The organism is Burkholderia latens, assembly GCF_902499045.1.
GTDB lineage: Bacteria > Pseudomonadota > Gammaproteobacteria > Burkholderiales > Burkholderiaceae > Burkholderia > Burkholderia latens.
The window spans coordinates 163541-189007 of record NZ_CABVPL010000003.1; the positions used below are offsets into that span (position 1 = coordinate 163541).

The 25467-nt window shown below is 58.2% G+C and carries 13 protein-coding genes and 2 pseudogenes; 12 read left to right on the forward strand and 3 right to left on the reverse strand.

All coding sequences use genetic code 11. From position 1 onward, the window contains the following. Window positions 1–39: 39 nt before the first annotated feature. Window positions 40–1314, forward strand: coding sequence for an FAD/NAD(P)-binding protein (locus BSE24067_RS03365; RefSeq protein WP_151062316.1), 1275 nt, complete (start codon window positions 40–42; stop codon window positions 1312–1314). 44 nt (window positions 1315–1358) lie between these two features. Here BSE24067_RS03365 and BSE24067_RS03370 read toward each other — a convergent pair whose 3' ends face one another. Beyond that, window positions 1359–2114, reverse strand: a complete 756-nt coding sequence (locus BSE24067_RS03370; RefSeq protein ID WP_151062315.1) for a response regulator transcription factor — start codon at window positions 2112–2114, stop codon at window positions 1359–1361. 633 nt (window positions 2115–2747) lie between these two features. Between BSE24067_RS03370 and BSE24067_RS03375 the strand changes: the two are divergent. The 7 genes and pseudogenes from BSE24067_RS03375 to BSE24067_RS03405 all read left to right on the forward strand — a co-directional run. Beyond that, window positions 2748–3698: pseudogene (locus BSE24067_RS03375) on the forward strand (MaoC/PaaZ C-terminal domain-containing protein); the annotation flags it as partial. A gap of 827 nt (window positions 3699–4525) precedes the next feature. Then, complete coding sequence (locus tag BSE24067_RS03380) at window positions 4526–5728, forward strand: histidine decarboxylase (protein ID WP_208455040.1); 1203 nt, start codon at window positions 4526–4528, stop codon at window positions 5726–5728. A gap of 80 nt (window positions 5729–5808) precedes the next feature. Further along, entirely contained in the window at window positions 5809–6405 is a 597-nt protein-coding gene (locus BSE24067_RS03385; protein WP_151062313.1) for a GNAT family N-acetyltransferase, read from the forward strand. Between the two features lie 206 nt (window positions 6406–6611). Beyond that, window positions 6612–7562 carry a 3-oxoacyl-ACP synthase III family protein gene (locus BSE24067_RS03390; RefSeq protein ID WP_151062312.1) on the forward strand — a complete coding sequence of 317 codons (951 nt, stop codon included), beginning with the start codon at window positions 6612–6614 and terminating at the stop codon, window positions 7560–7562. A gap of 3 nt (window positions 7563–7565) precedes the next feature. Then, window positions 7566–9758 carry a methylmalonyl-CoA mutase gene (scpA, locus tag BSE24067_RS03395; RefSeq protein WP_151062311.1) on the forward strand — a complete coding sequence of 731 codons (2193 nt, stop codon included), beginning with the start codon at window positions 7566–7568 and terminating at the stop codon, window positions 9756–9758. Between the two features lie 147 nt (window positions 9759–9905). Further along, window positions 9906–11249: an FAD-dependent oxidoreductase gene (locus tag BSE24067_RS03400; RefSeq protein ID WP_151062310.1), complete on the forward strand. Its 1344-nt coding sequence runs from the start codon at window positions 9906–9908 to the stop codon at window positions 11247–11249. A 235-nt stretch (window positions 11250–11484) separates the two neighbouring features. Next, a complete protein-coding gene (locus BSE24067_RS03405; RefSeq protein ID WP_151062309.1) occupies window positions 11485–12207 on the forward strand; it encodes a class I SAM-dependent methyltransferase in 723 nt (240 codons plus the stop codon). Window positions 12208–12292: 85 nt separating this feature from the next. Here BSE24067_RS03405 and BSE24067_RS03410 read toward each other — a convergent pair whose 3' ends face one another. Then, complete coding sequence (locus tag BSE24067_RS03410; protein WP_244130453.1) at window positions 12293–12517, reverse strand: AAA family ATPase; 225 nt, start codon at window positions 12515–12517, stop codon at window positions 12293–12295. A 378-nt stretch (window positions 12518–12895) separates the two neighbouring features. Between BSE24067_RS03410 and BSE24067_RS32310 the strand changes: the two genes are divergently transcribed. From BSE24067_RS32310 to BSE24067_RS03425, 3 genes are all read left to right on the forward strand, one after another. Beyond that, a complete protein-coding gene (locus tag BSE24067_RS32310) occupies window positions 12896–13267 on the forward strand; it encodes a helix-turn-helix transcriptional regulator (protein WP_244130452.1) in 372 nt (123 codons plus the stop codon). A 452-nt stretch (window positions 13268–13719) separates the two neighbouring features. Continuing rightward, entirely contained in the window at window positions 13720–13923 is a 204-nt protein-coding gene (locus BSE24067_RS03420; protein ID WP_151062308.1) for a hypothetical protein, read from the forward strand. A 333-nt stretch (window positions 13924–14256) separates the two neighbouring features. After that, the gene (locus BSE24067_RS03425) at window positions 14257–14502 is read left to right on the forward strand and encodes a hypothetical protein (RefSeq protein ID WP_151062307.1); all 246 of its coding nucleotides are present in this window, start codon (window positions 14257–14259) and stop codon (window positions 14500–14502) included. Between the two features lie 124 nt (window positions 14503–14626). On the opposite strand, the pseudogene BSE24067_RS03430 reads toward BSE24067_RS03425, so the two are convergent. Continuing rightward, a pseudogene (locus BSE24067_RS03430) lies at window positions 14627–15140 on the reverse strand (hypothetical protein); the annotation flags it as partial. A 902-nt stretch (window positions 15141–16042) separates the two neighbouring features. On the opposite strand from BSE24067_RS03430, the gene bcpA reads away from it, so the two are divergent. Continuing rightward, complete coding sequence (gene bcpA, locus BSE24067_RS03435; protein WP_151062305.1) at window positions 16043–25462, forward strand: contact-dependent inhibition toxin BcpA; 9420 nt, start codon at window positions 16043–16045, stop codon at window positions 25460–25462. Window positions 25463–25467: the final 5 nt, after the last annotated feature.

Sequence of the window (25467 nt, forward strand, 5' to 3'; positions counted from 1 at the left end):
GTTCCGCGGGGCGACAATCACGGAATTGGCGGAAGAAGTATGGCTATCTACAGAGCAGGCCTCGTAATAGTCGGCGCCGGCGCGGCGGCTGTCGCGACGTTCATCGCAGCCGTCCGGCAGCAGGTCGCTGCAACCATCTTTATCGTTGACCCACCCGTAGTCGAGGCGGAGCTCCCAGACTCCGCCGAAGATTCAGTTTGTGACACACCGGTCGGTGCGCTGTCGGTCGTTGCAGGGCGCCCATCGGATTTCCTGGATTACTTGCAATCCGAGGAATACGATGCAGTGCTCGATTCGCTCGTGCCGCAAATATGGATGAACCGCTACATCGCTGATCGCTTCGATTACTACCGTCTCATCGCGGTTCAGAACGGTATCGAGGTAATTCATCTTCCCCATCGATTTCATTCACTGACTGTACACGGCTGCCGACGCTACGCGGTCCGTGTTGCGAATGCATTGATACCCCCTGTCCTCGCGAACGATGTCGTCTTCTGTACAGGATACGGTCGTTCTCGGGTGGCCGGTGTCTTCAGGCCTTATCAAGGTCATCCCACCTTGCTTCACCGACCCCGATCAAGGGGGGATCTGCTTGCGCGTGTTCGAGGGAAAACGAGAGTCCTGTTTGTCGGGCACACGTCGGCGGACCTTGACACTGCGATCATGCTTTGCAGTGACGATCGCCGCGTGAGTCTGTTATCGTTTGACCGAGATATTGAACGGATCGAATCAGTTAGCTCGCGAAGGATCGTTCGTTTGATCGAACGAGGGGATTTCGAACTCGTATTCGGCGAGGTGTATGCCGCCGTGCCGCCGGACCCTATATGCAAATCATGGTTGGTCGACTGGGGCGAGGGCGATCGGCCGTTCGACGTAGTAATCGTCGCGTCTGACTTCGACTGTTCCCGCTTTTTCATTAATGAGACGGGCGCCTTGGTGATGGACGTCGAGCGGCGATTTGCGACTAACCCCGTCAAGCTGTCAGGCATGGCGTTGACCTGCGGCGCTTGGGCGAGCGAGCAGAGTCTATGGTGCGTGGCTGTGTCGGCGCATGGACGCGCAGGCAACCAAGGCTCGCTGTCGACCGTGGCTGTATTGGCGGACCAAGTTGTCACGAAGATACGAGAAATGATTCGGATCTCATTCGCACGCATGGATCGCCACGCTGGCTTCGGTGTGGCAGGGCTGGCCGGCGCATACGGCATCGAGGGGGAATCGGGTACGTCCAATCGCGTAGCAGACCGAAATGACCTCCGATGTCAAGGAAGAAGTACGATGTGGCCGTCCGCAAGAGCTCGGAGAAAGTCGAAATAATACGTTTGTCCTTATCGTCACAGTTGCCGACGGGCACTGTTGAGTCAATCAATATTCGACCAAGGCGGAGCAGGGGAAGTCGTAGATTCGGCAGGTATCAATCCCCCGGGATACGCACGAAACGCTTCTAGCCGGTATCCGGAGGTGTACACAGCCAGGAGAATGACTCCATTCTCCGGCATGAGGCCGAGCTTTCTTCTCAGCCGATACATATGCGTATCGAGCGTTCGCGAAGTAGAGACCGTTGGTCGGCCCCACGCAGCGGCCGATATGAGTTGACGTGAAAGCGTCTTCCCCGCGTTCAGTGCCATGAAGAGCAGCAAATCGAATTCCTTGCTCGTCAGAGAGATATCCTTCCCGCGCAGGCTGACCTGTCTTCGTTGAATATCCAGTACATAATTTCCGATCCGAACAAATTCAGCCAAATGCATGGATTTCAAGGAGTTTCCGAGCCACGCGTTTACGCGCTTGACCAGATCGTAGCCGCTCACCGGTTTAATTATAAATTCAATCGACAGCGATCGAGAAAGGAGAGTCTTGGGAATTTCATCAAATCTTGTTGCGAGAATTATAAGGGGGATCCGGTGGCCGATTTTTGAATGTAAGAGTCCGAGTGTCGCGTGACCATTGATGTCGCCGGAATTCCAGTCGGCTATTGTTAGATTGATATCGTAATTGGAAAGAATCGAAAGAGCCGTGTGGTTGTCTGGTGCATGTAGTACTTGGCAATTTGTGTGTTCCGTGAATAATTGAATCACTTTTACCAGTGCGGAATCATTGCTGATTATTAGAATGTACATCTATATCTCCGGGAAATGTCGGCCGATTCCTGTGAGTTGATACAAAAATCCAACGGTACAGCGGGTATAGACGGGACTGCGGTCGATATGCTTGCAACCATGTTTGAGACCGATAGAGATCCAGTCGCATTAGGCCCTGCCGGTTCGATATTCAATTTAACAAAGGGAGGCGCGATCGAGTCAAGGGGAGGATTCGGCGATTTTCTAGTATTTTCATTTGTTCAGATTGTGTGTCGCGTGATGTAGGGAAAATCCTAAATAAACTTAAAGAATTGCGGTAAGGAAATACTCCTTGGCTGTGTTGATATTGTTAGCTTTGTGAATGAAAAGGCAATGCCGGGCTATCGGTTGGTGTTGCGTTAAGTAGGATTTCCCGTTTGCCTGCTCTCGAATTGGTAATAGTTACCGTAAAAGTGAACTATTGTCACGCGTTGAATTTGTAAGAAATTTATTGGGATATGTTTTGGATTGTGGGCGCGGGTAGGTGTAGTCCGAATCGAGTGCTGTGTTCAGGCGTGGCGTCAATTTATATTTTTTCAATTCGGGGGTAATGGAATGAAATCTGAAAGAGAAATTCTTGGCGGACCTTCGTCGAGTATGAAGATCGGTTCTCTTACTGCGTCGATCGAATTGGATGACATCGTCCGGTTCGCGCGCGAATACGACCCTCAGCCGATGCATGTCGATCCCGAGGCGGCGAAGGAGAGCATCATGGGCGGTCTCATTGCGTCGGGATTGCACACATGCTCGCTTGCGGCGCGAATGATTGCGGAAAGTCTGCCGCTCGGGTCCAAACCCGTGGCGATCCAGAATGTCGACATGGTCAAATGGATCAAACCGGTGCGTGCCGGTGATCGACTTCAATTGCGCAAAACGATTCTGAAAGCGTACAAATCCGAGAATTCAGACACCGAGATTGTTCAATACAGGTTCGATGTTCTGAATGGCTCGGACCAGGAGGTAATGAATCAGACCGCCTGGGTCGCGTTCGGTCCGCGTGCAAGTGACTTGCAAACGCGCCTGCAATTCGAAGAGGCCCGCGACGCCGCCGACAAATCCGAAGCAGGGTCGCCGAATATGGATGCAGGGGATCGTCATTTGGACCGGAGCTACTTTGACGATGTCATTGTGGGAGAGTCTGCAATTCTCGGACATCATCAGTTCACCGCGGAAGAAATCGAGAGCTTCGCGCAGGTCTATGATTCACTGCCATGTCACTGGGTTGATCGAGGCGAGTCATTGGATCACCTTTCCGGGCGACGAACGGCACCTGGTTGGCTGGTGACGTCGGTGTGGATGAAGCTCTACGTCACCGGGCGTAACAAGACGGTCCATGCCAACTTCTCTGCTACCGGCCGTCAGGCGCAGTACGGCCTTTCCCCGGGAATTTGGGATATGAAGTGGCTCAAGCCAGTTCATGCGGGCGACATCCTGTCCTATAGCGCGCGCGTATCCAAGACCCGTCTCGTGAATTCGAAACCGGGATGGGGACTCGTGTTCTACGAGAATGACGCGGTCAACCAACGCGGCGAGCGCGTGTTTGAGTGCAAGACTGCAATTTTTTGGGAATGCCGGCCGACCTGAAGTTTCGGGCGCAAGGGCGCGCGTAAACGTGCGCATGCCCCCTTGTTTGACGTGGCCATGCGTACGTTTTTCGCCGCAATCCGGAGAGCCTGATATATCCGGACGACGCCGTTGGCGTGTTGATGCTAATCGAGAATGCGACTGGAGGTGACCGCTATGGGGACGGGAAGATATCTAGCGTGGCTGGAGATATGTGCAGAAGTCGACGCCGCACATGATGCCGTGTCGAAAGCGACTTTCCCTATTGGTCGGCAGGGGACTTCGATCGAGCAAGAGACTACTCTTTGGGCGGCGAAGCGATCGTGGGATATTGCGCTCGCGAAGCAGGCTGTCTTTGTGCGAGAGGAACTGAATAGCTGTTCTTCGACATGCCGCGCGAGTCCTCGAGAATCGTCGCGCTGAGAATATGCCGCCACATGGCGTGTGTGGTTACCTAACCCGCACGCCGGTCCACTCGCGACCAAGCGCCTTCGCTCAACGCCGACGGGCGCGCGCAAGAATACAGCGAGAGTTCCGCCGTTAATCGACCCTGCCAGTGCCCCGACATCGTCGAGGGCCGCGCTTCAGCATCCGCGTTGTCGAGAATCGTGGGTTCTCTCATGGCATTCGCGTCATTTCGTCTGAAGTAGCGCAAACGCCTTTCCTCCATCAAGCCGGGCCTAGACAGTTGACTGATGCAGCGGGTGGCTAGCCATCGTCGCCGCGAGCGAGAGACGTGTAGCTTGCGGAGAGCAAGCCCGCATCTTTTCATCATGGTCACAATTGTTGTCTTGTCGGCACAGGGGACCGAAATTTAACCTTGTTTAACGGTTGGCGACCGGAGGACGATGGCGGTCCTCGTCAATCAAATCATGGTGTCATTATTAGGAGTGGAGATCATGCTCGGAAAATCCGATCAGGTGAGACTGAACGACCTCTTAGAGTCGATGGGCGAGGCCAACAACTGCTTTCTTGGTTACCCCTTTGCACGTGGGTTCGATTACAGTGAATTGGCGCAATTTTTGAATTTGACCGGAAATAATTTGGGCGATCCGTTTCAGGCGGGCACCTATCGGGTTGATTCCAGAGAGCTCGAGCGAGAGGTAGTGAAGTTTTTCGCGTCGCTCTTCAACGCTGGTGACGACGATTACTGGGGGTATGTCACCAACGGAGGAACGGAGGGAAACATCTACGGGCTGTACATAGCGCGTGAATTGCATCCCGACGGGGTTCTTTACTGCACGGCAGATACTCACTACAGCGTCAGCAAGGCGGTTCGCCTGCTTGGCCTCACAGTCGTTACCGTCCGCTCTCAGCCGCATGGCGAGATGGATTACGACGACCTTCGGAGCAAGGCGCGGGACCGATTGCACAATCCGGCCATCGTGGTCGCCAATCTTGGCACCACGATGAAGGAGGGAAAGGACGATGTCTGTACGATCCGGGAAACGCTTCAGGATGTCGGTATCGATCAGATCTACGTTCACTGTGACGCGGCGTTGTGCGGACCATTTGCTCCTTTCCTCGACCCGAAGCCGCGTTTCGATTTTTCCGATGGATGTGATTCCATCACTATCAGCGGTCACAAGTTCATCGGTGCACCGATGCCGTGCGGTGTCGTCGTTGCTCGCAAATGTCACGTGGAGCGCGTGAGCCGCGTGATCAAATATATCGGCGCTTCCGATACGACATTGACCGGCTCGCGCAATGCGTTCACGCCAATCCTGCTTTGGTACGCGATTCGTGCGCTTGGCTACGAAGGTCTTCGGCAGCGAATGCTCGAATGCCAGAACGTCGCCGCATACGCGGTGCAGGCGCTCAATTCTATCGGTGTACGTGCGTGGCGTAATCCGGGCGCGCTCACCGTTGTCTTTCCGAAAGTCGCGTCGTCTACGGTGAAGGCGCGCTGGCAGCTGGCTACTGACGACGACGTCAGCCATCTGATCGCAATGCCTGGGACCACGATGCAGCACATCGACGCTTTCGTCGACCAGCTCGAAGCCAGCATCGACGCGCAGGCCGACGTCGCGCGGCTTGCCGTATCGGTGTAGTTCCAAACGGTATCTCCAGGCGCAATTGATGTGGCTTGGAGACTCTTTTCGAGTTTTCAGAAATAAAAGGGGATCGGATCATGATCGAAGATATCGCAGTCGAATCTATCAAGCGGGTGACCGTAGCGGACGAAAAGGCGGTCAACGGGATTCTCAAATTGGCGTTCTCCGCTTGCCCGCTGCTTCGTTGGCTTTACCCCGAGCCTGAGCGTTATCTCGAGTCGATCGATGGATTTATCGAGTATTACTGCGGCGAAGTTTACGCTCGTGGCACGGGTGTATACGAGGCAGGATTAAAAGGTGCGATGCTCTGGTCGACCGCAAGCGTCCATCGCGACGAAGACGAGCTGATGTCGTTTCTAGTTCGTAGCGTTCCTCGCGACAGAGTAGATGACGTCCAGAAGCTCTTTCACGAGTTCGATCGCTATCACCCGTCAGGAGCATTCAGTTATCTGGGAATGCTGGGCATCGATCCGATGCAGCGGCGTCATGGTCTCGGCCGGCTGCTGTACGACGAAGCGCTACAGGACGCCGAGCGTATCGGTTTGGTTTCGTATGGAGAAGCGACCAGCGAGCAGGCAGTGCGTATTTATTCCTCGCTCGGCGGTGAAGTTCTCGGTAAGGTGCAGGTCGGATCGTCGCCGGTCTTTTACCCGATCTTGCACAAGCCGAGGTAACACGGCGCATAGGTGCCGCGTGCGCCGGCGTTTCCTTACGTCCAGCGTTATCGGATTCGACGTCGTACACCGCACGGCGGCCGTATGGGTGCAGCTTGGGATTTCGATCGACAGAGCCTGACCTACTTTCCGCGCCATGTCGGATTGCTCAAATGTGAATATAACTATTCGTCCGGTACCGACTCGGCGCGGTGGAGATTCGTAAAATGAACGGCACGCAGCGTGAAGTGAGAATAGCGGGAATTGGTATCGCGCTTCCCGAGCGCGTGGTGACGAACGAGGAACTCGCCATTACGGCGGGCGTGAATCCTTCGTGGGCAACGGAGAAGTTGGGAATATCGGGTCGGCGGATCTGCGGTCCGTCCGAACATACCTCGGACCTCGCCGCCACTAGCGCAAGGAACGCGATCGATGATTCGGGTTTGTCCGACGATGACATCGACCTCGTGATCGTTGCCACGGCAACTCCTGACCGGCGGGCGCCATCGACAGCGTGTCTGACGTTGAACAAGCTCGGAATCGATGGCGTTCCGGCTTTCGATCTCTCCGCTGTTTGTTCGGGATTTCTGTTTGCGATGGTGACTGCATCGCAATTCGTGAAATCCGGCATGTATGAAAACGTCCTCGTCATAGGTGCAGACACATTTTCAAAGGTGACGGACTGGACGCGCCGTGATTGCGTGTATTTCGGCGACGGAAGCGGGGCCGTAGTGGTGCAAGCAACCTGGGACAGCGGGGCCAAGTTCGACGCACTCATGAGCACAGGGGTCGAGGGCGTCGAGAATTTCACTATTCCGACGGGACAGGGCTACTTCGAAATGGCGGGTGGACCCGTCTTCGAGTCGGCATCGACCATGGTTCCCAAACTCATCGGATCGTTGCTCGAAAGGTCCGGACTATGTCCGGACGACGTGGACTCCGTCATACCGCACCAACCTTCGGTGCATCTCTTGCGAAGGATTGCTGAACTATCCGGGCTGGATTTTGGCAAGTTCCATTTAAGCATGGACCGTCTGGCCAATACTGCTGGGGCGACGATTCCCATCGCGCTCTGGGAAGCGCGGCAGGCAGGACGTCTGAAAGTCGGTGATCTAATTCTCTTTGCCAGCGCGGGTGCCGGCATGACAGCGGGGGCGGCGCTGATGCGCTGGAGTTGAGCCATGATCGATACGAGACTCTGCGGTGGCCATCCTGCCACACTTGAAAAGTGGATCGAACAAGCACGGAAGTCGTGTCCGGAAGGTGACGTTAGTCGACTCGATCGAGTGAGCTTCGATGGAATCCACCTCAAGGCACTTTATACCGCGCACGATATTGAGGGTCTGCCGCACTTGCATGGGCTACCCGGGCTTTATCCCTTTGTAAGAGGGCCTCAGCCGACAATGTACGCCACACGGCCGTGGACGATTCGTCAATATGCCGGTTTTTCAACTGCTGCGGAATCCAACCGATTCTATCGAGCGGCACTGGCGGGCGGCGCTCAGGGTATCTCCGTCGCTTTCGATCTCGCGACTCATCGCGGCTTCGATTCCGACCATCCGGCGGTGATTGGGGACGTCGGCAAGGCGGGCGTCGCCATCGATTCCGTAGAAGACATGAAGGTGCTCTTCGATGGAATCGAGCTGGACTCTGTATCGGTCTCGATGACGATGAACGGCGCAGTGCTGCCTGTACTTGCGAGCTTCATCGTGGCGGCCGAAGAGCAGGGTGTCGACCGACGAGATCTGACGGGTACGATTCAGAACGATATCCTCAAGGAATTCATCGTCCGGAACACGTACATCTATCCACCCGGACCGTCCATGCGGATCGTAGGTGATGTTCTCGCCTATACCGCGGCGGAGATGCCGAAGTTCAACTCCATCTCCATTTCCGGATACCACATGCATGAGGCAGGCGCTTCAACAGCGCTGGAACTCGCCTTTACCATTGCAAATGGGAAGGAGTATGTCAAAACTGCGATAGCCCGCGGAATGAACGTTGACGAATTTGCCGGTCGTCTGTCGTTCTTTTTCGCGACCGGGATGGATTTCTATCTGGAAATCGCAAAGCTGCGCGCCGCACGCCTTCTTTGGTCGACCGCGATGACCGAACTCGGCGCCAAGAGCGCGAGGTCGAAAGCACTTCGCATGCACTGCCAGACTTCGGGCGTTTCGCTGACCATGCAGGACCCGATGAACAACGTGGTTCGGACGACGATCGAGGCCATGGCTGCAATATTCGGGGGTACGCAATCATTGCACACGAATTCGTTCGACGAGGCGATAGGGCTCCCCACTGATGTTTCCGCACGGCTTGCTCGAAATACGCAGCTGATTCTGCAGGAGGAGTCCGATATACCGTCGGTTATCGATCCATGGGCCGGTTCGTTCCTTATCGAGCGGCTCACTCACGATGTCGCGCAGAAGGCGCGCGAGTTGATGGACGAGATCGAGCGGAATGGCGGCATGTTGAAAGCGGTGGAGAGCGGTTGGGCCAAGGCAAAAATCGAAGCGGTGGCTGCTCACCGCCAGGCGATGGTGGATTCGAAACGGTCGACCATCGTCGGCGTCAACAAATATGTCCAGGAAAAGGAGCGAGCGCTCGACCATCGCGATGTCGACAATATGGCAGTGCGTAGAGAGCAATTGGAGAGACTCGCCGGCGTTCGGGCGAGGAGGAACGGGCCGGCCGTCGCTTTTGCATTGCAGAAGCTTGCCGCCGCGGCCTCGGACGGCACGGGGAATCTGTTGTCGCTGACCGTGGAAGCGATGCGGCTTCGAGCCACGGTTGGAGAGGTGTCCGAGGTTCTCGCTGAAGTATTCGGTCGATATGTCGCGCCGAATACCGCGACGACGGATGCGTATGGAAAGGCGATGAACGGCGATCGGAGCTGGGACGACGTTCGGAAGAAAGTGGAACGGTTTATTGATCGGCATGGGTCGCGTCCCCGCATCTTGATTTCGAAATTGGGCCAGGACGGACATGATCGAGGCGCTCGTGTCATCGCGGCAGGGCTCATCGACCTTGGTTTCGAAGTGGAGATTGCGCCTCTGTTTCAGACACCATTGGAAACGGCTCGACGGGCGGCGCAACTGCAGGTAGACGCGGTCGGAGTATCTTCGCTTGCCGGAGGGCACAAGACGCTCGTCCTTGGACTCTTGGCTGAACTGAAGGAGCGGTGCGAAGAGCGCGTAAGGCTCTTTGTCGGTGGAATCGTTCCGGAGGATGACCGAAGGCTGCTGCTGCATTCCGGCGTCACCGGAGTTTATGGCCCCGGAACCTCCATTGCGCATTGTGCCGCGGAAATTCTTCAATCGATCGAGCAGGCGCGTGCCTACAAAATCAGCAAGGAGGGTGCCGAAGCCCTGTAAGTGACGGCGGCGATCGGAGAAGAATGACTTACGGTTTGTCGATGAACGGTGCCGAAAGGAACTTGACGGAGGGCAGACGATAGCGTCCGGACGGATATGTACTGATGGATGGTCATGTGATGTGACAGGGTCATATAGAGTACTAATATGCATACCGGAAAATGTGCGGTCATAGTCGGCGCAAGTATTGCTGGCCTTTCGGCGGCACAAGCGCTCGTCGGTCAGTTCGAACGGATCGTGATAATCGAGCGAGACGAATTTCCCGTACAGGCAGAGGCGAGGGCGGGCGTACCGCAGGGGCTGCACGCGCACTCTCTATTGCCCGGTGGTCTGACAGCACTCAATGCATTGTTCGGCGACTTCGACACGCTGTTGCGCGAGGGCGGTGCCAAAGTGACGGACTGGGGGCAACTGAAGTATGAGTTCCCTGGACAACCCGCATTGCCTCTGCGTAATTTCAACATGCCGTTTTTCATGTGCTCACGGCCGTTTGTCGAGCACGTGATTCGGCGCCGTGTGGAATCTCAACGCGGCGTTGTCATTCTGGCGGGCCGTCGTGTCAAGGAGTTCATCGCAGCGCCGAACGGCGATTCCGTAGTTGGGGTGAAGTGCGTGACGCGGGACGGCGCTGACGAAGTGCATGAGGCCGCGTTGGTGATCGATGCATCGGGCCGGGGTGAGTTGACGCTGGACTTCCTTCGTGCCACCGGGCGGCCGATGCCGGACGAGTCCACGGTCGGCATCGACTACCACGCGTTTTCAGTAATTGTCGAGGCGCCTGAACGCTTTCGTCGCGAAGCAGTCCCGTTGCTGACGATGCCGGACAGGAAGCACGGAAGCCGGCTTGGATGTTTGTTGGCGCGCGAGGACGACTACATATTCGCGTATCTGGGCGTGAGAGGGGAAGCCGTGCTACCCGACGACTGGCCGGGATTTGTGGATTTGGCCGGAAAGCTGTCGACTGGCACCATGCACGCAGTGCTCCGGCACGCTACGCCGCGCGGGAGGGTTCGCCACTATCTGTTCCCGGAGAGCCGTCGCCGGCACTTTGAGCGAATTGAGAACTGGCCGCGTGGGCTGATACCGTTTGGCGATGTGATTTGCCGCGTCAATCCCGTCTACGCGCAAGGAATGACGACGGCGTTCAAGGAGGCTGTCATCTTGCGAGACCTGCTCGATAGTCGCCGATACTTTTCGCAGCCTATCGACGGTCTGGCGCAGGCACTGCTGTCAGCCGCCGGACCGCTGCTCGATAACGTATGGACCTTGTCGGCAGTACCGGACCTCGCCCATCCCGGAACACGTGGCGAACGGACTGACGATCTTGCCGAGATACTGGCTTACTCCGATGCCGTTCATCGTGCGGCGTTCGTTGATACCGGCGTTCACGAGTTGCTCTTTAGGGTTCTCGGCCTGGTCGAGCCTGCTGCGAAACTATATTCGAGCGATATTGTTGCGCGCGTTCGCGACGTCGCAGCACAGGCAATGTAGTCCAGGGACCGATCATAGAGCTTTGGAAGCGATCTGGCTGGTTGTGAGCCGACCTTTTTTCAAGGTAGCGCGCCCTCCGACCATTGCTATACCGGTCAAGGGCCGTGCGCGAGTGTAGTAGATCATTGCAGCGATGATGGAAGGCAAGCCGTCGCTCAATTGCGCCGGAGAAGGGAAATCCGCCCCCAGGTCGTTGCTCTGGGGCTCCAGGTGAATACCATTTATTGGAGAAGAAATGGCCAACCCGTTCGACGATAATGAAACGGTCAGCGCGTTCGCTGCCTTGTCCGAGTACGGAAAATCGACTGGGACATTGCAATGGGATCTGGCATACCCGGCGGTCTTCGAAGCACTGGGGCTGGCTCAAGCGCTCGAGGGCCCACTTCTCGACTATGGGTGCGGGCCCGGCTATGTAGCCCGTCATGTCGCCCAGCGGTTCGGCCAACGCGTAATCGCAGTAGATCCATCCACCCCGGCGATCGCCCATGCGATTCAGTACCAGTCGCATCCCAATATCACGTTCCATCACATCGCCGGGCCAAGGGTCGACCATCTCTCGGACGCAAGCGTGGCGGCTGCGATGTGCTGTTTCGTATTGGGAGAGGTGCCTAGGCCCGAGGATCAGCTGGCGATCTGCCGAGAGATCCATAGACTGCTTCGACAAGGCGGCGTTCTGGCTCTGATCACCGCACACCCTGAAACGGTCGGCGTTCAGTTCTCGAGCTGCCGTCGCGGCGAGCCCGGCAAGCGCTACGCTGCAGGCGATCCGATGACCGTCTATTTGCACGGGCCGGGCGGCGACGTCACGCTTCAGAACTACTACTGGCCCACTTCCCACTATCTCTCACTACTCAGCAGCGCAGGCTTCGAGGACATCCGGCAACACGATGTTCACCTTGCCGCGGGAGCAAGTCCGGGCCAACCTCCTTACCTATTGCTGCATGCGCGTGCCGGTTAGGCGCCGAGCGAATTCGGCCGTAGGCCGACATTGGCAAGGCTTGGGCGTCGGCCTCCTGAACCCCAGGTACATTTCCAGGAACCTCCTAAGCAGGTTCGGACAGCTCAGGTAAGCGAACGCGGGCGGTGGGCGGCAGCCGTGTACCACCAGATTCGCTGAACAGGCCAATTATGCGAGAAAGGGTGGTCTTGCCGGATGCGTTCCAGCCATAGATCAGGTTGTAGCGCTCGAAGTCCGGTGCGGTGCTCGTTCGCCCGTTGTAGCCGCTCCATACCGCCGCGTTCGCGATAGATTCAATACGTCGAAACATGCTTCCCCCGTCAAGTATGGCTGGTCACGAGAGTCCGTCTTTCCGACAATTTACTGCAGTCTACCCCTGCCTTTGCTGCGGCCACACTATTGCCGACCAGCGACCGCTTAGGGGATAGCTTTCGCCCCTGCGTGGTTGATAGTCTTCGCCGGATCCGACGGTGTCTGTCCGATGGCGTCGCAACTTATACATATCATTTGACCGGCGCTACGCCGCACGTCCTGCGCCGTCGAATCCACTGCTGCTTAGATGCAACACCGAATGCTCGGAAACAGCGAGCGATTGTGACGTAGGTTCTGGCGTAGGTTTGTCTGCAGACGCATGCTATAAAAGGTCACTTCACTACTTCGAAGACATCGAGCTAAAGGTGACGTCGCGATGAAGATCTGTTTATCGCTGAAAGAACTGGCAGAGGCGCTGTCGCTATCACGGGCAACGGTACGGAAACTGGTACGTGAGAAGACCCTCCCCGAACCGCGGCTGCTTTCAGGTCGAAGAGTGGGATGGCTAGTACATGAGGTTCGGATGTGGGCCGAGACCGCCCGCCTGCTGATCTGCTACCACCGGAGAATACGGGGACTAGAAGACGGCAGGGGCGCTGAAATGCTAGGTGAGAAATTTGGAAGGCGATACGGCTGCGGAAGCGTGCCACACCGGCGACATGGAAGGGCCGGATCGCTACAAATGACGGCGAACATTGTACTTACTCTGTCCGTCTTCATTTGGCAATTTATCCGTGTGCCTACGTGAGGTAGCAAGCGTGCGACGGGCAGGCATGCGATTGATGTGCGATTAAAAGCGCGGTGTTCAATAGAGCGTGTGAGGCGCGGTAGTGTCTACCGACTCGTCAATGGAGGAGCACATTTCGCCCTTGTCTCCCTGCGACCGATACTTGTGAAACTGCCGCCCCGTGGGCAATCCGAACAAGCGCATCACCTGCGCCCGTCCGGTCGCTGGCATGGGGGCATGCCGTTGTGCGTGGACACATCTGGCCGCTGTTATGTACCCGCGCGCAGGTCGGGTCGTCTTAGCCTGTCACGCGGATGCCTAAATAGTGTCAATTGTGCTGCCTCAGTATTGCCGCTGGCCCCTTCTCGGGGTGACAATCGCCGTGCTCTCAGGGGTGAGGGCACGAGAGAGGTGAGTCGGGAGAGCCGTTCCGAACAGGGACGGCTCTCTTTTTTGTATCCCTGACAAATCGAATGACTTTTATTCTTCCCCACAATCCTGCCGACAGTCGGCGCCAACGGGCGCAAGTACTGTTTCTCGAAGTCACAGCGGATGAGGAATTCATGCGCGAGTCGCTGCGCATCGTTGAGGATGCGCAAGTTCGAATTCGTGCCGGGCGAGTCGCGATGCGCAATGCGGAATTGCTTGGGTCAGCCGCCAACGTAGTTGGCAAGTGACACATAGCTGATGGACATTGGCACACCCCGATGGAACCGGTAGGTGCGACCACGACGTCGTGGATCAGTATGGCGACGCTAGATATGCGGTGAGCGCGTCCGGGGTCCACGCCCCGGCCAGACGTACGAACTCTCGGCACACCGGCACGAGTTCAGCGAGAGTAATCCGAGCGTGCGGACCTCCGCCGAAGCCGGGGCGATCGTAGTTGCCGCGGTCGGTGTTCATCGGGGAGCCCGGTAGCCCGTGGCCGAAGAACAACCCGAGGTAAGCGACGCGCGACGAGTACCACCTGTTTACAGAAAGGGGCTGACTGCACGACCGTGGGAAAAACCTTGAACTATGCGTCGATCACCGCGCGCGCCGAACGCGAAATCGACGCCTACCTCGCGATGGCCGCCGAGCGCCGCACGCCTGACGTCGCCAGCAGCAAGGCGGTCGCGTGGGGTGCGGCACTCGGCGTGCTTGCATTGTGGGAAGGACTCGTCGCCGAGCTTGATGCGGCACGCGAGCCGGTCTATCACGTCGACCATCGGCGCCTGTTGGCCCTGATTCGGTCGGTTACCCCTCAATCTTCGTGAGCGGTGCCGAGCAATGCGCCGCGAATACGACCCGCAGACCAATGGACTGGCGACGATCGCCGTGACCACGCCCGTCGCCCCGAAACGCGCCGAGTAGCTGACGGCGTTCGCGACGCGCACTATTCTCGTTGTATTGCTCGAACGCGATGGCCGACTTGCGTGCAGAGTCGTCGTTGCGTCCGGCTTCGGCATGAAAGCGACGTAGACGCGTTTCATCGTCTTCACGACGCTCTCGGCCCTTCCATGACTTTGTGGGCTGCACACTGACGTGATCAATCGCTTCAGGTCGATAGCCGCGGCGAACGGGCGCATTTCGTTGGTCGTGTGGCGCGAATCGTGTCGCTCAGCCACTCAATTTCGGACTGGGTATGCGGTTCGCCGCCAAACCGATTTTCCGCTGCAGCTAGCATCACGTCGGGCGCAATGTCGCCGTGGCCGTCGTGGCCGCCCAAGTCATCACCTCACGATCAGAGCAATCTAGCTCGATCGCGGCAGCGCCGTTGGTCCGCCTCGATTGACGGCCATCACACCGCGTCGCTAGACGCGACAGTCGTGCCGGTGCGTTTGAGCGCGACCGGCCGAGAACTTTACACTCAGCTTTACCGGTTTCCTCCGGCAGCAAGGGCCAGTGCGCTATTGCGCGCAAGCAATGGTCCGAGCGACGAGATCGAGAATCTCGAGATCTATGCAGCCGGCCTCGAGCTCGGTACGTAGTTGAAGAGGTCGCCCGGCTTATGACGTTCAGAAACTGGATGTCAATCACGGTCCTCGCCCTGCGGCGAAATCGAGCATACACCGCGGAATCCATCCTGCGACTTTCGACGCAAGGTCCAAATCACGGAGATGGATTCCAGATGCGTATCAATACTGTAAGAAATCGGTTCGCTGTGTTGTATATTTGAGACAGTGCCAATCGATTCGTTGCGCGACGATAGACGCGATATTGTTTTAACTAAAAATGTCAGTAATGTTTTTATAGGGGAATTTTCAATCGTTAAGAAAAATTTCAAATTTCAGTGTGGTTGTTGTCGTCCGTATATTGTATTTCGATTATCGAATTAAGGTTTATATGAAAACTCCGTTATGAAATGGGGTCGCCGATCAGTGACGTACTATTCATCTGAATAGCTCGCCGAAGGACCAGGAACTCGGAATGCCCGTCTGGCGGGGTACAGCAGGCTGGCTTCTGGCAATCCGTGGCGACGGTCCGGGAGAACTGTTAAGTCGGTTGTTGTTTGTGGATAAAGAAATGTTTGACAGGTCGGAGATATCGCGTAACTGAACAAGTTTTATCGGATCGAAAGCGACGCCTTTCAGGCGCGCGCACGGTCATCCTATCCACTGTCATCTTGCAATCCCTGACACTGTGCGGGAAAGCATTTCGGTAGATTTCGGCACGAGGGCTATTTCGCCGCAATCACAAGTGTTGAAGTACCGATAAGTTCGGCAGCGTTGCTTTCGACGTTAGAGAGCGTCTCTGTACTTGTGCAAGGCGTTCCGATCCATTTGCTTGACGTCTAAAGAAGCGTTTGCCGTATCCATGAACAAGAACCAATATCGTCTGGTATTCAGCCGCGTGCGTGGCATGCTGGTAGCGGTCGAGGAGACCGCTCACGCAACGGGGAAAGTCAGCAAGGGCGAGGCGCCGGGCGCCGTTGCCAACCGCGTGTCGAGTGCGTTGGCGAGCTTTGCCTTGCGCCATGCTGCGTTCGCGGTACTGATCGCAGCCGGCGTTGCACCGATGTGGGCAAGCGCTCAGGTCGTGGGCGCCGGCGCGAACGCGCCCTCCGTGATCCAGACGCAAAACGGTCTCCAACAGGTCAACATCACCAAGCCGTCCGGCGCTGGCGTGTCGCTGAACACCTACTCGCAATTCGACGTGCCCAAGCAAGGTGTGATCGTCAATAACTCACCCACGCTGACGAACACACAACAAGCCGGATACATCAACGGCAACCCGAACCTCAGCCCGAACGGTTCGGCCCGGATCATCATCAACCAGGTCAATAGTTCGAACCCTTCGCAATTGAAAGGTTTTGTTGAGATCGCGGGCCAACGCGCCGAGATGATCATTTCCAATCCTTCGGGATTGGTAGTTGATGGTGGCGGCTTTATCAATACCTCGCGTGCAATCCTGACGACCGGCACGCCGAACCTGAATGCAGACGGGTCACTGGCGGGTTTCAGCGTGACACGCGGCCTCATCGCGGTACAGGGCGCGGGCCTGAATGCCACGAATGTGGATCAGGTCGACCTTATTTCCAGAGCTGTACAGGCGAACGCCGCTATTTATGCGACGAACCTGAACGTGATCACTGGTGCGAATCAGGTCAATCACGACACCCTCCAGGCAACCCGCATTCAGGGCGATGGTGCAGCACCGGCTGTCGCGATTGACGTGGCCCAATTGGGCGGTATGTACAGTAATCGCATCCTTTTGGTCGGCACCGAGGGAGGCGTCGGGGTCCGGAACGCCGGGACGATTGCGGCGGACGCGATGGGGCTGACGTTGACCACCGACGGGCGGCTGATTCAGTCGGGCACGATTTCGTCGACCGGTAACGCCGCCATTTCGGCGGCAGGTGGGGTCGAGAACAGTGGCACGACCTACGGCCAGCAGTCCGTTTCGGTGAATACCGGCGCCGACGTCGTCAATACCGGCACGCTCGCGGCGCAACATAACGTGGGCGTGACGGCGGGCACGCTGAATTCGACCGGGCTGCTTGGCGCAGGCGTGAACAGCGACGGTGCCGTGACGCAAGCCGGTGACCTGCAGCTTGCGACGACGGGCCAGCTCAATGCGACCGGCAAGAACGTTGCGGGCGGCAACGTCTCGGCGACCGGGGCGGGGGTGAACCTCGCCGGCGGCACGACGGCGGCGAACGGCAATCTGTCGCTGAACGCAACGGCCGGCGACGTGAACCTCACGAACGCGACGACGAGCGCTCAAGGCGCCATCGCCGCGAACGCCACAGGCACGGTCATCAACGACCATGGCAGCCTGACGAGTGGTGGCGCTGCGACGCTGACGGCCGGTAACGTATCGAACCAGGGCGGCACGGTGTCGTCGCAGGGGCCGCTTTCGGTGATGGCGGCGGGGCAACTCGCGAACCAGTCCGGCGTGTTCGTGTCGCAGAACACGATGGCGCTGCAGGGCGGCACCATCGCGAACAACCAAGGCACGATCCAGAGCGCTGGCCGTGCGACGGTCGATGGAACCACGATCGACAATACGGCGGGTCGCATTACGTCACTCAATACCGATGGTCTGGTGTTGAACGCGACCGGTCAACTGACGAACGCAGCCGGCACGACGGCGAATGGCGCGCAGGGCGGCGTGATCGGCGGCAATGGCGAAGTGACGGTACAAGGCGGGACGATCGTCAACCACGCGACGATCACGTCCAACACGAATCTTCACGTTTCGGGTCAGTCGGTCGACAACAACAGCGGGTCCTTGCAGGCCGCCCAAAACGTCGTCGTCGACGCTGGTGCACACCTGACCAACACCGGCGGCACGATCGCCGGGCAGACCGCGGTGTTGAGCGGCACGACGCTCGACAATAGCGCGGGCACCGTGCAGGCCCAACAGGTCGCGTTGACCGGTACCAGTCTCATCAATCACGGCGGCACGATCACGCAGACCGGCACCGGTGCGATGGCCGTCAATGTGTCGGGTACGCTCGATAACTCGAGCGGCGGCACGCTGCAGACCAACAGTACCGATCTGACACTTGCCCCAGCTGCGCTCGTCAACGATGGCGGCACGATCGTCCACGCCGGCACCGGCACGCTGACGTTGGGCAACGGTGCGGGTTCAGTGTCGAACGTTGGCGGTGCGATTGCCAGCAATGGACATATCGCGGCGCAAAGCGGCTCGCTGAACAACAGCTCGGGTTCCATCAATGCGCAAAGCGGGTTGACGGCGACGGTTGGCGGCACGCTGAACAATACCAATGGCAAACTGCTGTCCAACACGGCTGTCGGTTTGACGAGCGGCACGCTGACGAACGACGGCGGTCAGATCGGCGCGAGCACCAACGCGACGATTCACACGGGTTCGATGACGAACCGGGGCGGCGTGATCGTTGCCCCGACCCTGACGGTCACAGCCGATTCGACGCTCGACAATAGCGGTGGTCAGCTCGCAGCCAATCAGCTCGCACTGACGACGCCGACCCTGACGAACCACGGCGGCACGATCACGCAGTACGGATCGTCGGCAATGGGCGTCAATGTGAGCGGCACGCTGGACAACTCCGCGGGCGGTGTGATCCAGACGAACAGTACGGACCTGACGCTCGCTCCCGCGCAGTTGAACAACGCTGGCGGCACGATCACGCATGCCGGTACGGGCACGCTGACGATTGAACCTGGCAACGGCGCAAGCGCGCTGAACAACGCGGGCGGCACCATCGTCACCAAGGGTAACGCAGTCGTCGACGCGAGCAACTGGGACAACACGAGTGGCATTCTCGCGGCACAGGGCGGCATCACCGGAACGGTCGCGGGCGACGTGAACAACTCGCAGGGTCTGGTGCGAGCAGGAACGTCCCTGTCGTTGACGAACGGCGGCGCGCTGGTGAACCAGGGCGGGCATATCCAGGCCGGCCAGACAGCGGCGGGCGACACGAGCACGCTCAGCATCCAGTCCGCGTCGATCAACAACGCCGACGGCTCGATTGCCGATCTTGGCGCCGGCAAGATGACCGTGCAGGGCGGCAGTCAGATCACCAACAGCCACGCGGGCGGCGTGTCCGGGATGGGCGCGATCACCGGGAACGGCGACGTGACGGTGAACGCTGCATCGATTTCCAACACGCAGGGTGGTCAACTGAGCGGCGCATCACTGCATGTTCAAGGGACGACCTTGGACAACAGCGGCGGCCAGATCGGTAACGTCGCGAATTCCAGTGGCGATGTGGACGTGACGACGAGCGGCGCGATCACGAACACGAATGGGCAAATCAGTTCCACGCACGACCTGACGGTAACGGCTCCGACACTGCAAGGTGGCGGCACGTATAGTGCGGCGCACGATGCCAACGTGAACCTGCAGGGCGATTTCTCGGTGACGCCCGACTACCAGTTCAACGTCGGTCACAATCTTGCATTTACGCTGCCGGGTACGTTCAACAACAGTGGCAATGTGCAATCGGTCAACGATCTGAGCGTCAATGCCGGCACCATCGTCAACTCGGGCGCACTGTCCGCGGGCGGTCTGCTGCATACGCAATCGGGCAATTTGACCAATACGGGCGCGATCGTCGGTGGCAGCACGTCGCTCAATGCGACGGGCACGGTGTCGAACCTCGGACCGACGGCGCTGATCGGCGCGTCGGACAGCAACGGCACGCTCGAGATTCTCGCGAATGACATCGAGAACCGGGACGACACGACTGCGACCGATTCGACGGCGACGACGGCGATCTTCGGTATGGGCAAGGTCGTACTGGCCGGCGGCAAGGACGCCAGCGGCAATTACACGAACGCGGCTCTGATCAACAACTCGTCGGCGTTGATCCAGTCCGGCGGTGACATGGAGTTGCACGCCAATCAGATCACGAACACGCGCCGCGTGATGACGACCTCGACCGGCTCGGTCGATCCGGCTACGCTCGCACCGTTCGGTGTTCCGATCAAGGGCCAAACCGGCCAGGTGGGCGTGAAAGACCCGACCAGTATTGGCGGGGTGTATACCGATCCGCCTCACGGCGGCCAGTGGAACAGCACGTATCAGTACACGACCTACTACGCCGATAGCGCGACCGCGACGACCGTGACGGGCATCAGCCCGGGCGCACAGATCGCGTCGGGTGGCAATATCGATGCGTCGTCGGTTGGCAGCCTGAAGAACTACTGGAGCAGCATTACGGCGGTTGGCAATATCGCCATGCCGCAGCATTACGACGGCGACGGCTGGGCTGCCACGGGCCAGCAGGCACCGAGTGTGACGGTGTCGTACTCCGGCCAGTATCACTACAACAACTACGACAACAGCGAATACAACTGGCAGTTGCCATTCGGCAATGCACCGTTTGTTACGTCCCGTCCGGGCGGCTATACGCAGGCGGCGCCGGCATCGGTCAAACAGTACTCGTTGCCGGACTACCACTCGACTCTGGGTTCGAACGGCACGATCTCCGGCACGGGCGTCAGCATCAACAACACGGCCGCCAATGCGTCGATTCCGTCGCTCGGTCTGCTGCCGGGGCAGGTCGTGCCCGGTCTGACGATCGGTGGGCTGAGCGGTAACGCGAGCGGCACGAAGTCGGGGGCCTCGGCCGTGCATGGCGGGGTAACCACGGTCTCACCGGTCATCGCGAGCGCGACCGCGCAGAACGTGCTGAACAACCTGACGATTCCGCAGGGCGGTCTGTATCGACCGGATACGTCGCCGACCGCGAGCTACGTGATCGAGACGAATCCAGCGTTTACGAACCAGAAGAAGTTCATCTCGAGCGACTACTTTTTCAGCCAGATCGGCGTCGACCTCACGCATATCCCGAAGCGCCTGGGCGATGGATTCTACGAGCAGCAGCTAGTGCGTAACCAGGTCACCTCATTGACCGGCAAAGCTGTGCTCGGTCCGTACACGGATCTGCAGGCGATGTACGAATCGTTGATGGCGGCGGGTGCGACGCTGGAGAAGCAGCTCAACTTGCCGATTGGTGCGAGCCTGTCCGCCGATCAGGTATCGAAGCTGACCAGCAACGTGATCATGATGGAAACGCGCGTGGTCGACGGCCAGTCGGTCCTGGTGCCAGTCGTGTATCTCGCTCATGCAAGCCAGCAGAACGTCAACGGCCCGCTGATTACTGCGACCGACATCGATTTACAGGACGCGCAGAATTTCACGAACAGCGGCACGGTGAAGGCGGACAACACGCTGTCGATTCAGGGCAAGCAGATCGATAACGCATTCGGTGCGCTGCAAAGCGGTGGCCTGATGGCGTTGGCGACGACGGGCAATGTCGACTTGACGTCGGCACAGGTGAAGGCCGGCAGCTTGTACCTGAATGCAGGCGGCGACCTCATTCTCAATACCGCGGTGAAAACCGACACGCGCGTGAGTCGCGACGGTGCCACGAGTGTGACGACAACACTCGGGCCGACGGCGCAACTCGACGTGGCGGGTGATGCAGGGATCAAAACGGGCGGCAACTTCCAGCAGAACGCGGGCAATTTGACGGTCGGCGGCAATCTCGGCATGAATGTCGGGGGTAACTGGGATCTCGGCGCGGTTCAGACGGGCGAGCACAAGATCGTGCAGCGCGCGAACGGTGTGTCGAACACCGCCGTCAACAACGTGGTCGGCAGCTCGGTGAAGGTTAGCGGGCAATCGAGTATCGGGGTCGGCGGGGATCTTACCGCGAAGGGAGCGCAGATCGATCTTGGCCAGGGTGGCACGATTGCAGCCAAGGGCAATGTGACGCTCGGCGCGGCGAGCGCGACGTCGACCGTTAACAGTAACAGTTCGGGTAGCGATAGTCACGGCAGCTATGCGGAGACAATGCACACGTCGGATCAGGCGCTGACGGGCACGACGCTCAAGGGCGGCGATACCGTCACGCTTGCGTCGGGCAAGGACCTCACGATCAGCGGAAGCACGATTAGCCTCGACAAGGGCAATGCGAATCTGCTGGCGGCTGGCGATGTGAATATTGGCGCAGCAACCGAGGCGCATGAGCTTAATTCGCACGAAACGCACAGCCACAGCAATGTCGTGAGTGGCGCGAAGATTGCGAGCGGGACCGACCAGACGGCGACCTATAGTCAGGGCAGCACGGTGTCGGCCGATGGCGTCAACATCGTCAGTAACCGAGACATCAACGTGACGGGTAGCAACGTCGTTGGCACGAACGACGTTACGTTGCAGGCGACCCGTGACGTCAATATCAAGACCTCGCAGGATACGACCCAATCGTCTACCTACTATGAGAAGAAGGAATCGGGTCTGCTCACGAATGGCGGTTTGTCCGTAACGGTGGGTTCACGGTCCACCGCGCAGCAAGATCTAAACAGCTCGGTAACGAACAACGGGAGCGTAATCGGATCGTCGCAAGGCAATGTCACGATCCAGGCTGGAAAGGATGCGACGATTACTGGGAGCACGGTCGTTGCGGGCCAGGATATTGGAATCAGCGGTCAGAACGTGACGGTGAATGCTGCCTACGACAACTACAAAGACTCGCAATCGCAGCAGTTCAGTCAATCCGGGTTGAGCGTCGGATTGGGCGGTGGCTTGGTTGGACTTGGGCAATCAATGGCAAGTGCGGTCCGCCAAGGTCAGCAGTCGGGCGATTCGCGTCTCGCGGCGGTGCAGGGCGTTGCAGCCGCCGAGCAGGCGTACCAGAACCGAGGCGGGATCAAGGACGCGGCCAATGCTCTGTCGAATGGTAACGTGAGCGAGGCCGCCAAGGGCGTGCAGGTGCAGATCAGCATCGGTTCGAGCCATAGCAGCAGCAATTCAACGACATCGATCACGGACGCGAAGGGCTCGTCGATCATCGGTAACGGCAACGTGTCGATCACGGCAACTGGTACGCCGGATGCGAACGGAAACGCTCAGACGGGTACCGGAAATATCGCGATGACCGGGGCGACCGTGCTCGGCAAGAACGTCGCACTCGACGCGAACAACGCGATTACGCTGCAAAGCGCACAGAGTACTGAGCAAAACACCAGTTCGAACAGTTCGAGCGGCTGGAATGCAGGCGTTGCTATCGGTGTGGGCAAGAACACGGGGATCAGCGTTTTCGCGAATGGCTCGAATGCGCATGGTCAAGGCAACGGTAGCAGTGTCACGCAAACCAACACAACTGTGGCGGCAGGCAACACGCTGTCGATGACGTCGGGTGGCGACACTACGCTTGCTGGCGTGCGGGTATCGGGCGACAAGGTCAAGGCGGATGTCGGCGGCAATCTGACGATGACGAGCCTTCAGGATACGTCGAACTACAGCAGCAATCAGCACAATGCCGGCGTTAGTGGTAGCTTCACGTTCGGCTACGGTGGTGGCGTCGACGCGTCGATAGGTCATACCAGTGTCGACGCAAACTATGCGTCGGTAAACCAGCAAACCGGCATCGTGGCGGGTAAGGAAGGTTTCGATGTCAATGTGGCGGGGCATACGCAACTCGACGGCGCACAGATCGCAAGCGCCGCGCCGGCCGATAAAAATACGCTGACGACGGGCAGCCTTGGATTTACGGACATCCAGAATAAGATGTCGTATTCCGGCAAGACGGAGGGGTTTTCGACATCAGGCGGCCCAAGCTTCGCGCAGACGGGCGACAACGCAAGCGGCGTCACTCACGCTGCCGTGAGCCCGGGAAAGATCGTCGTGAAATCTGACCAACAGAGCGGCACGGATAGCACGGTGGGATTGTCTCGCGACACCGCGAATGCGAATCAGACGGTGCAGAATACGTTCAATTTGCAAAAGGTTCAGAACGATTTGGCTTTCGCCCAGGCGTTCGGCAAGGCTGCGACCTTCGCGGTTGCAGAAGCCGCGACGCAACTGGAGAACAGCAGTCCGCAAATGAAGGCACTGTTCGGTGAGGGCGGGGCGGGGCGGGATGTGCTGCACGCGGCGGTCGCGGCGATCGGCGCGGCGTTGTCTGGCGGTAATATCGGCGGTGCTGTAGCTGGCTCGCTGACTGGCGATTTATTGCAGTCGCTGGCGCAGCCCATCATCGATCAGGCGGTCGCTCAGTTGCCGCTGAGCGCGCAGGCTGCTGCCCGGAACGCATTGAACGAGATTGTGGCCACGGCCGGTGGCGCGGCGGGTGGAGCGCTCGCGGGCGGCGGTAGCTCCGGCGCACTGGCAGGTGCGGGCTCGGCAATCAACAACGAACTCTACAATCGACAGCTTCATGTCCAGGAAGTGGATGTAGTCAAGAAACTCGCCCAGCAAAAGGCTCAAGAGGTATGCCGAGGGGACGCGAGCTGTGTCGCGAGCGCGACGATCTACTGGACCGACATGCTTGAACGCGTGGCGAAGGGGTTGGTTGACGATACAGCCAACAAGGAGAACATGGCCTATCTTCAGGCGCTGATCCGGACGGCGAACAATCCGACCAGCGAGGGCGCAATGGGCGGTCTCAGTTCGTACCTGACGAACATGCAGACGGCAGAAGAAATGTTGTCCCAGTATATGGGGAAGCCGATTCTGGTACGCGGTTTGCCGATGATTTCCGATGGATCTGCACAGACGTATTTCAGTGCGACGCCCGCGCAGCGTTCCGATCAATATCTGAATTCTGGACTGGGTTCGCTGCCTGACCCGATTTCCCGCGGCGCGAGCCAGCGTGATCAGGACCGGCTCAATTCCTTCGCCACGCAAAACGGTTCGGTTAAGCCCGATTACACGATCGAGGAAACGGTCGTCGGCGGTATCCTTACTAACAAGCTGGCGGCGACAGCCGCGCGCGTGGGAGAATCGATTGATGTCTGGTTGGCGGGATCGGTGAGCCCGACGAACAAAGGATTTATCAGTACCGGCAAGGTAACGATGGAAAGCATGCCAGTGAAGCTGAATTCCGCAGAACAAGGCGTGCTGTCACAGCTCGACCAGTTGCCGTCCACTGAGTTGCAAGGACAGGCTCGCGAATATGTGGCGAACAACTACTTTGTACGGAATGGTTTTACGCCGCTTAATGGCAAGTGTGGCGTCAATTGTTTCGACGGCGTTTACATCAAGGGTGATACGGTATATATCAACGAAGTCAAGCCGTTGAACGCGACCGGGTCGATCCAACTTAATGGCCCGTCGGGCAGCTTGCCAACGCAAATGAGTGATAAATGGATTGATAGTGCGGTTACCCGTCTTCGAAATGGAGATGCAAGTCAGCGGGCCACTGCCGATCTGATTCAGAAAGCAATTGACAGTGATAAGCTTGTAAAAGTCGTTACGGGCGTTAATTCTAATGGCGCAACACTTGTGAAGTTAAAGTAAGGTGT

What these genes read in the sequence shown, in the direction of transcription:
- BSE24067_RS03370 (WP_151062315.1), bottom strand. Translation starts at nt 2,114, where the DNA reads ATGTACATTCTAATAATCAGCAATGATTCCGCACTGGTAAAAGTGATT.
- BSE24067_RS03380 (WP_208455040.1), top strand. Translation starts at nt 4,526, where the DNA reads ATGGCGGTCCTCGTCAATCAAATCATGGTGTCATTATTAGGAGTGGAG.
- BSE24067_RS03400 (WP_151062310.1), top strand. Translation starts at nt 9,906, where the DNA reads ATGCATACCGGAAAATGTGCGGTCATAGTCGGCGCAAGTATTGCTGGC.
- BSE24067_RS03385 (WP_151062313.1), top strand. Translation starts at nt 5,809, where the DNA reads ATGATCGAAGATATCGCAGTCGAATCTATCAAGCGGGTGACCGTAGCG.
- BSE24067_RS03365 (WP_151062316.1), top strand. Translation starts at nt 40, where the DNA reads ATGGCTATCTACAGAGCAGGCCTCGTAATAGTCGGCGCCGGCGCGGCG.
- scpA (WP_151062311.1), top strand. Translation starts at nt 7,566, where the DNA reads ATGATCGATACGAGACTCTGCGGTGGCCATCCTGCCACACTTGAAAAG.
- bcpA (WP_151062305.1), top strand. Translation starts at nt 16,043, where the DNA reads ATGAACAAGAACCAATATCGTCTGGTATTCAGCCGCGTGCGTGGCATG.
- BSE24067_RS03410 (WP_244130453.1), bottom strand. Translation starts at nt 12,517, where the DNA reads ATGTTTCGACGTATTGAATCTATCGCGAACGCGGCGGTATGGAGCGGC.
- BSE24067_RS03420 (WP_151062308.1), top strand. Translation starts at nt 13,720, where the DNA reads ATGACTTTTATTCTTCCCCACAATCCTGCCGACAGTCGGCGCCAACGG.
- BSE24067_RS03405 (WP_151062309.1), top strand. Translation starts at nt 11,485, where the DNA reads ATGGCCAACCCGTTCGACGATAATGAAACGGTCAGCGCGTTCGCTGCC.
- BSE24067_RS03390 (WP_151062312.1), top strand. Translation starts at nt 6,612, where the DNA reads ATGAACGGCACGCAGCGTGAAGTGAGAATAGCGGGAATTGGTATCGCG.
- BSE24067_RS32310 (WP_244130452.1), top strand. Translation starts at nt 12,896, where the DNA reads ATGAAGATCTGTTTATCGCTGAAAGAACTGGCAGAGGCGCTGTCGCTA.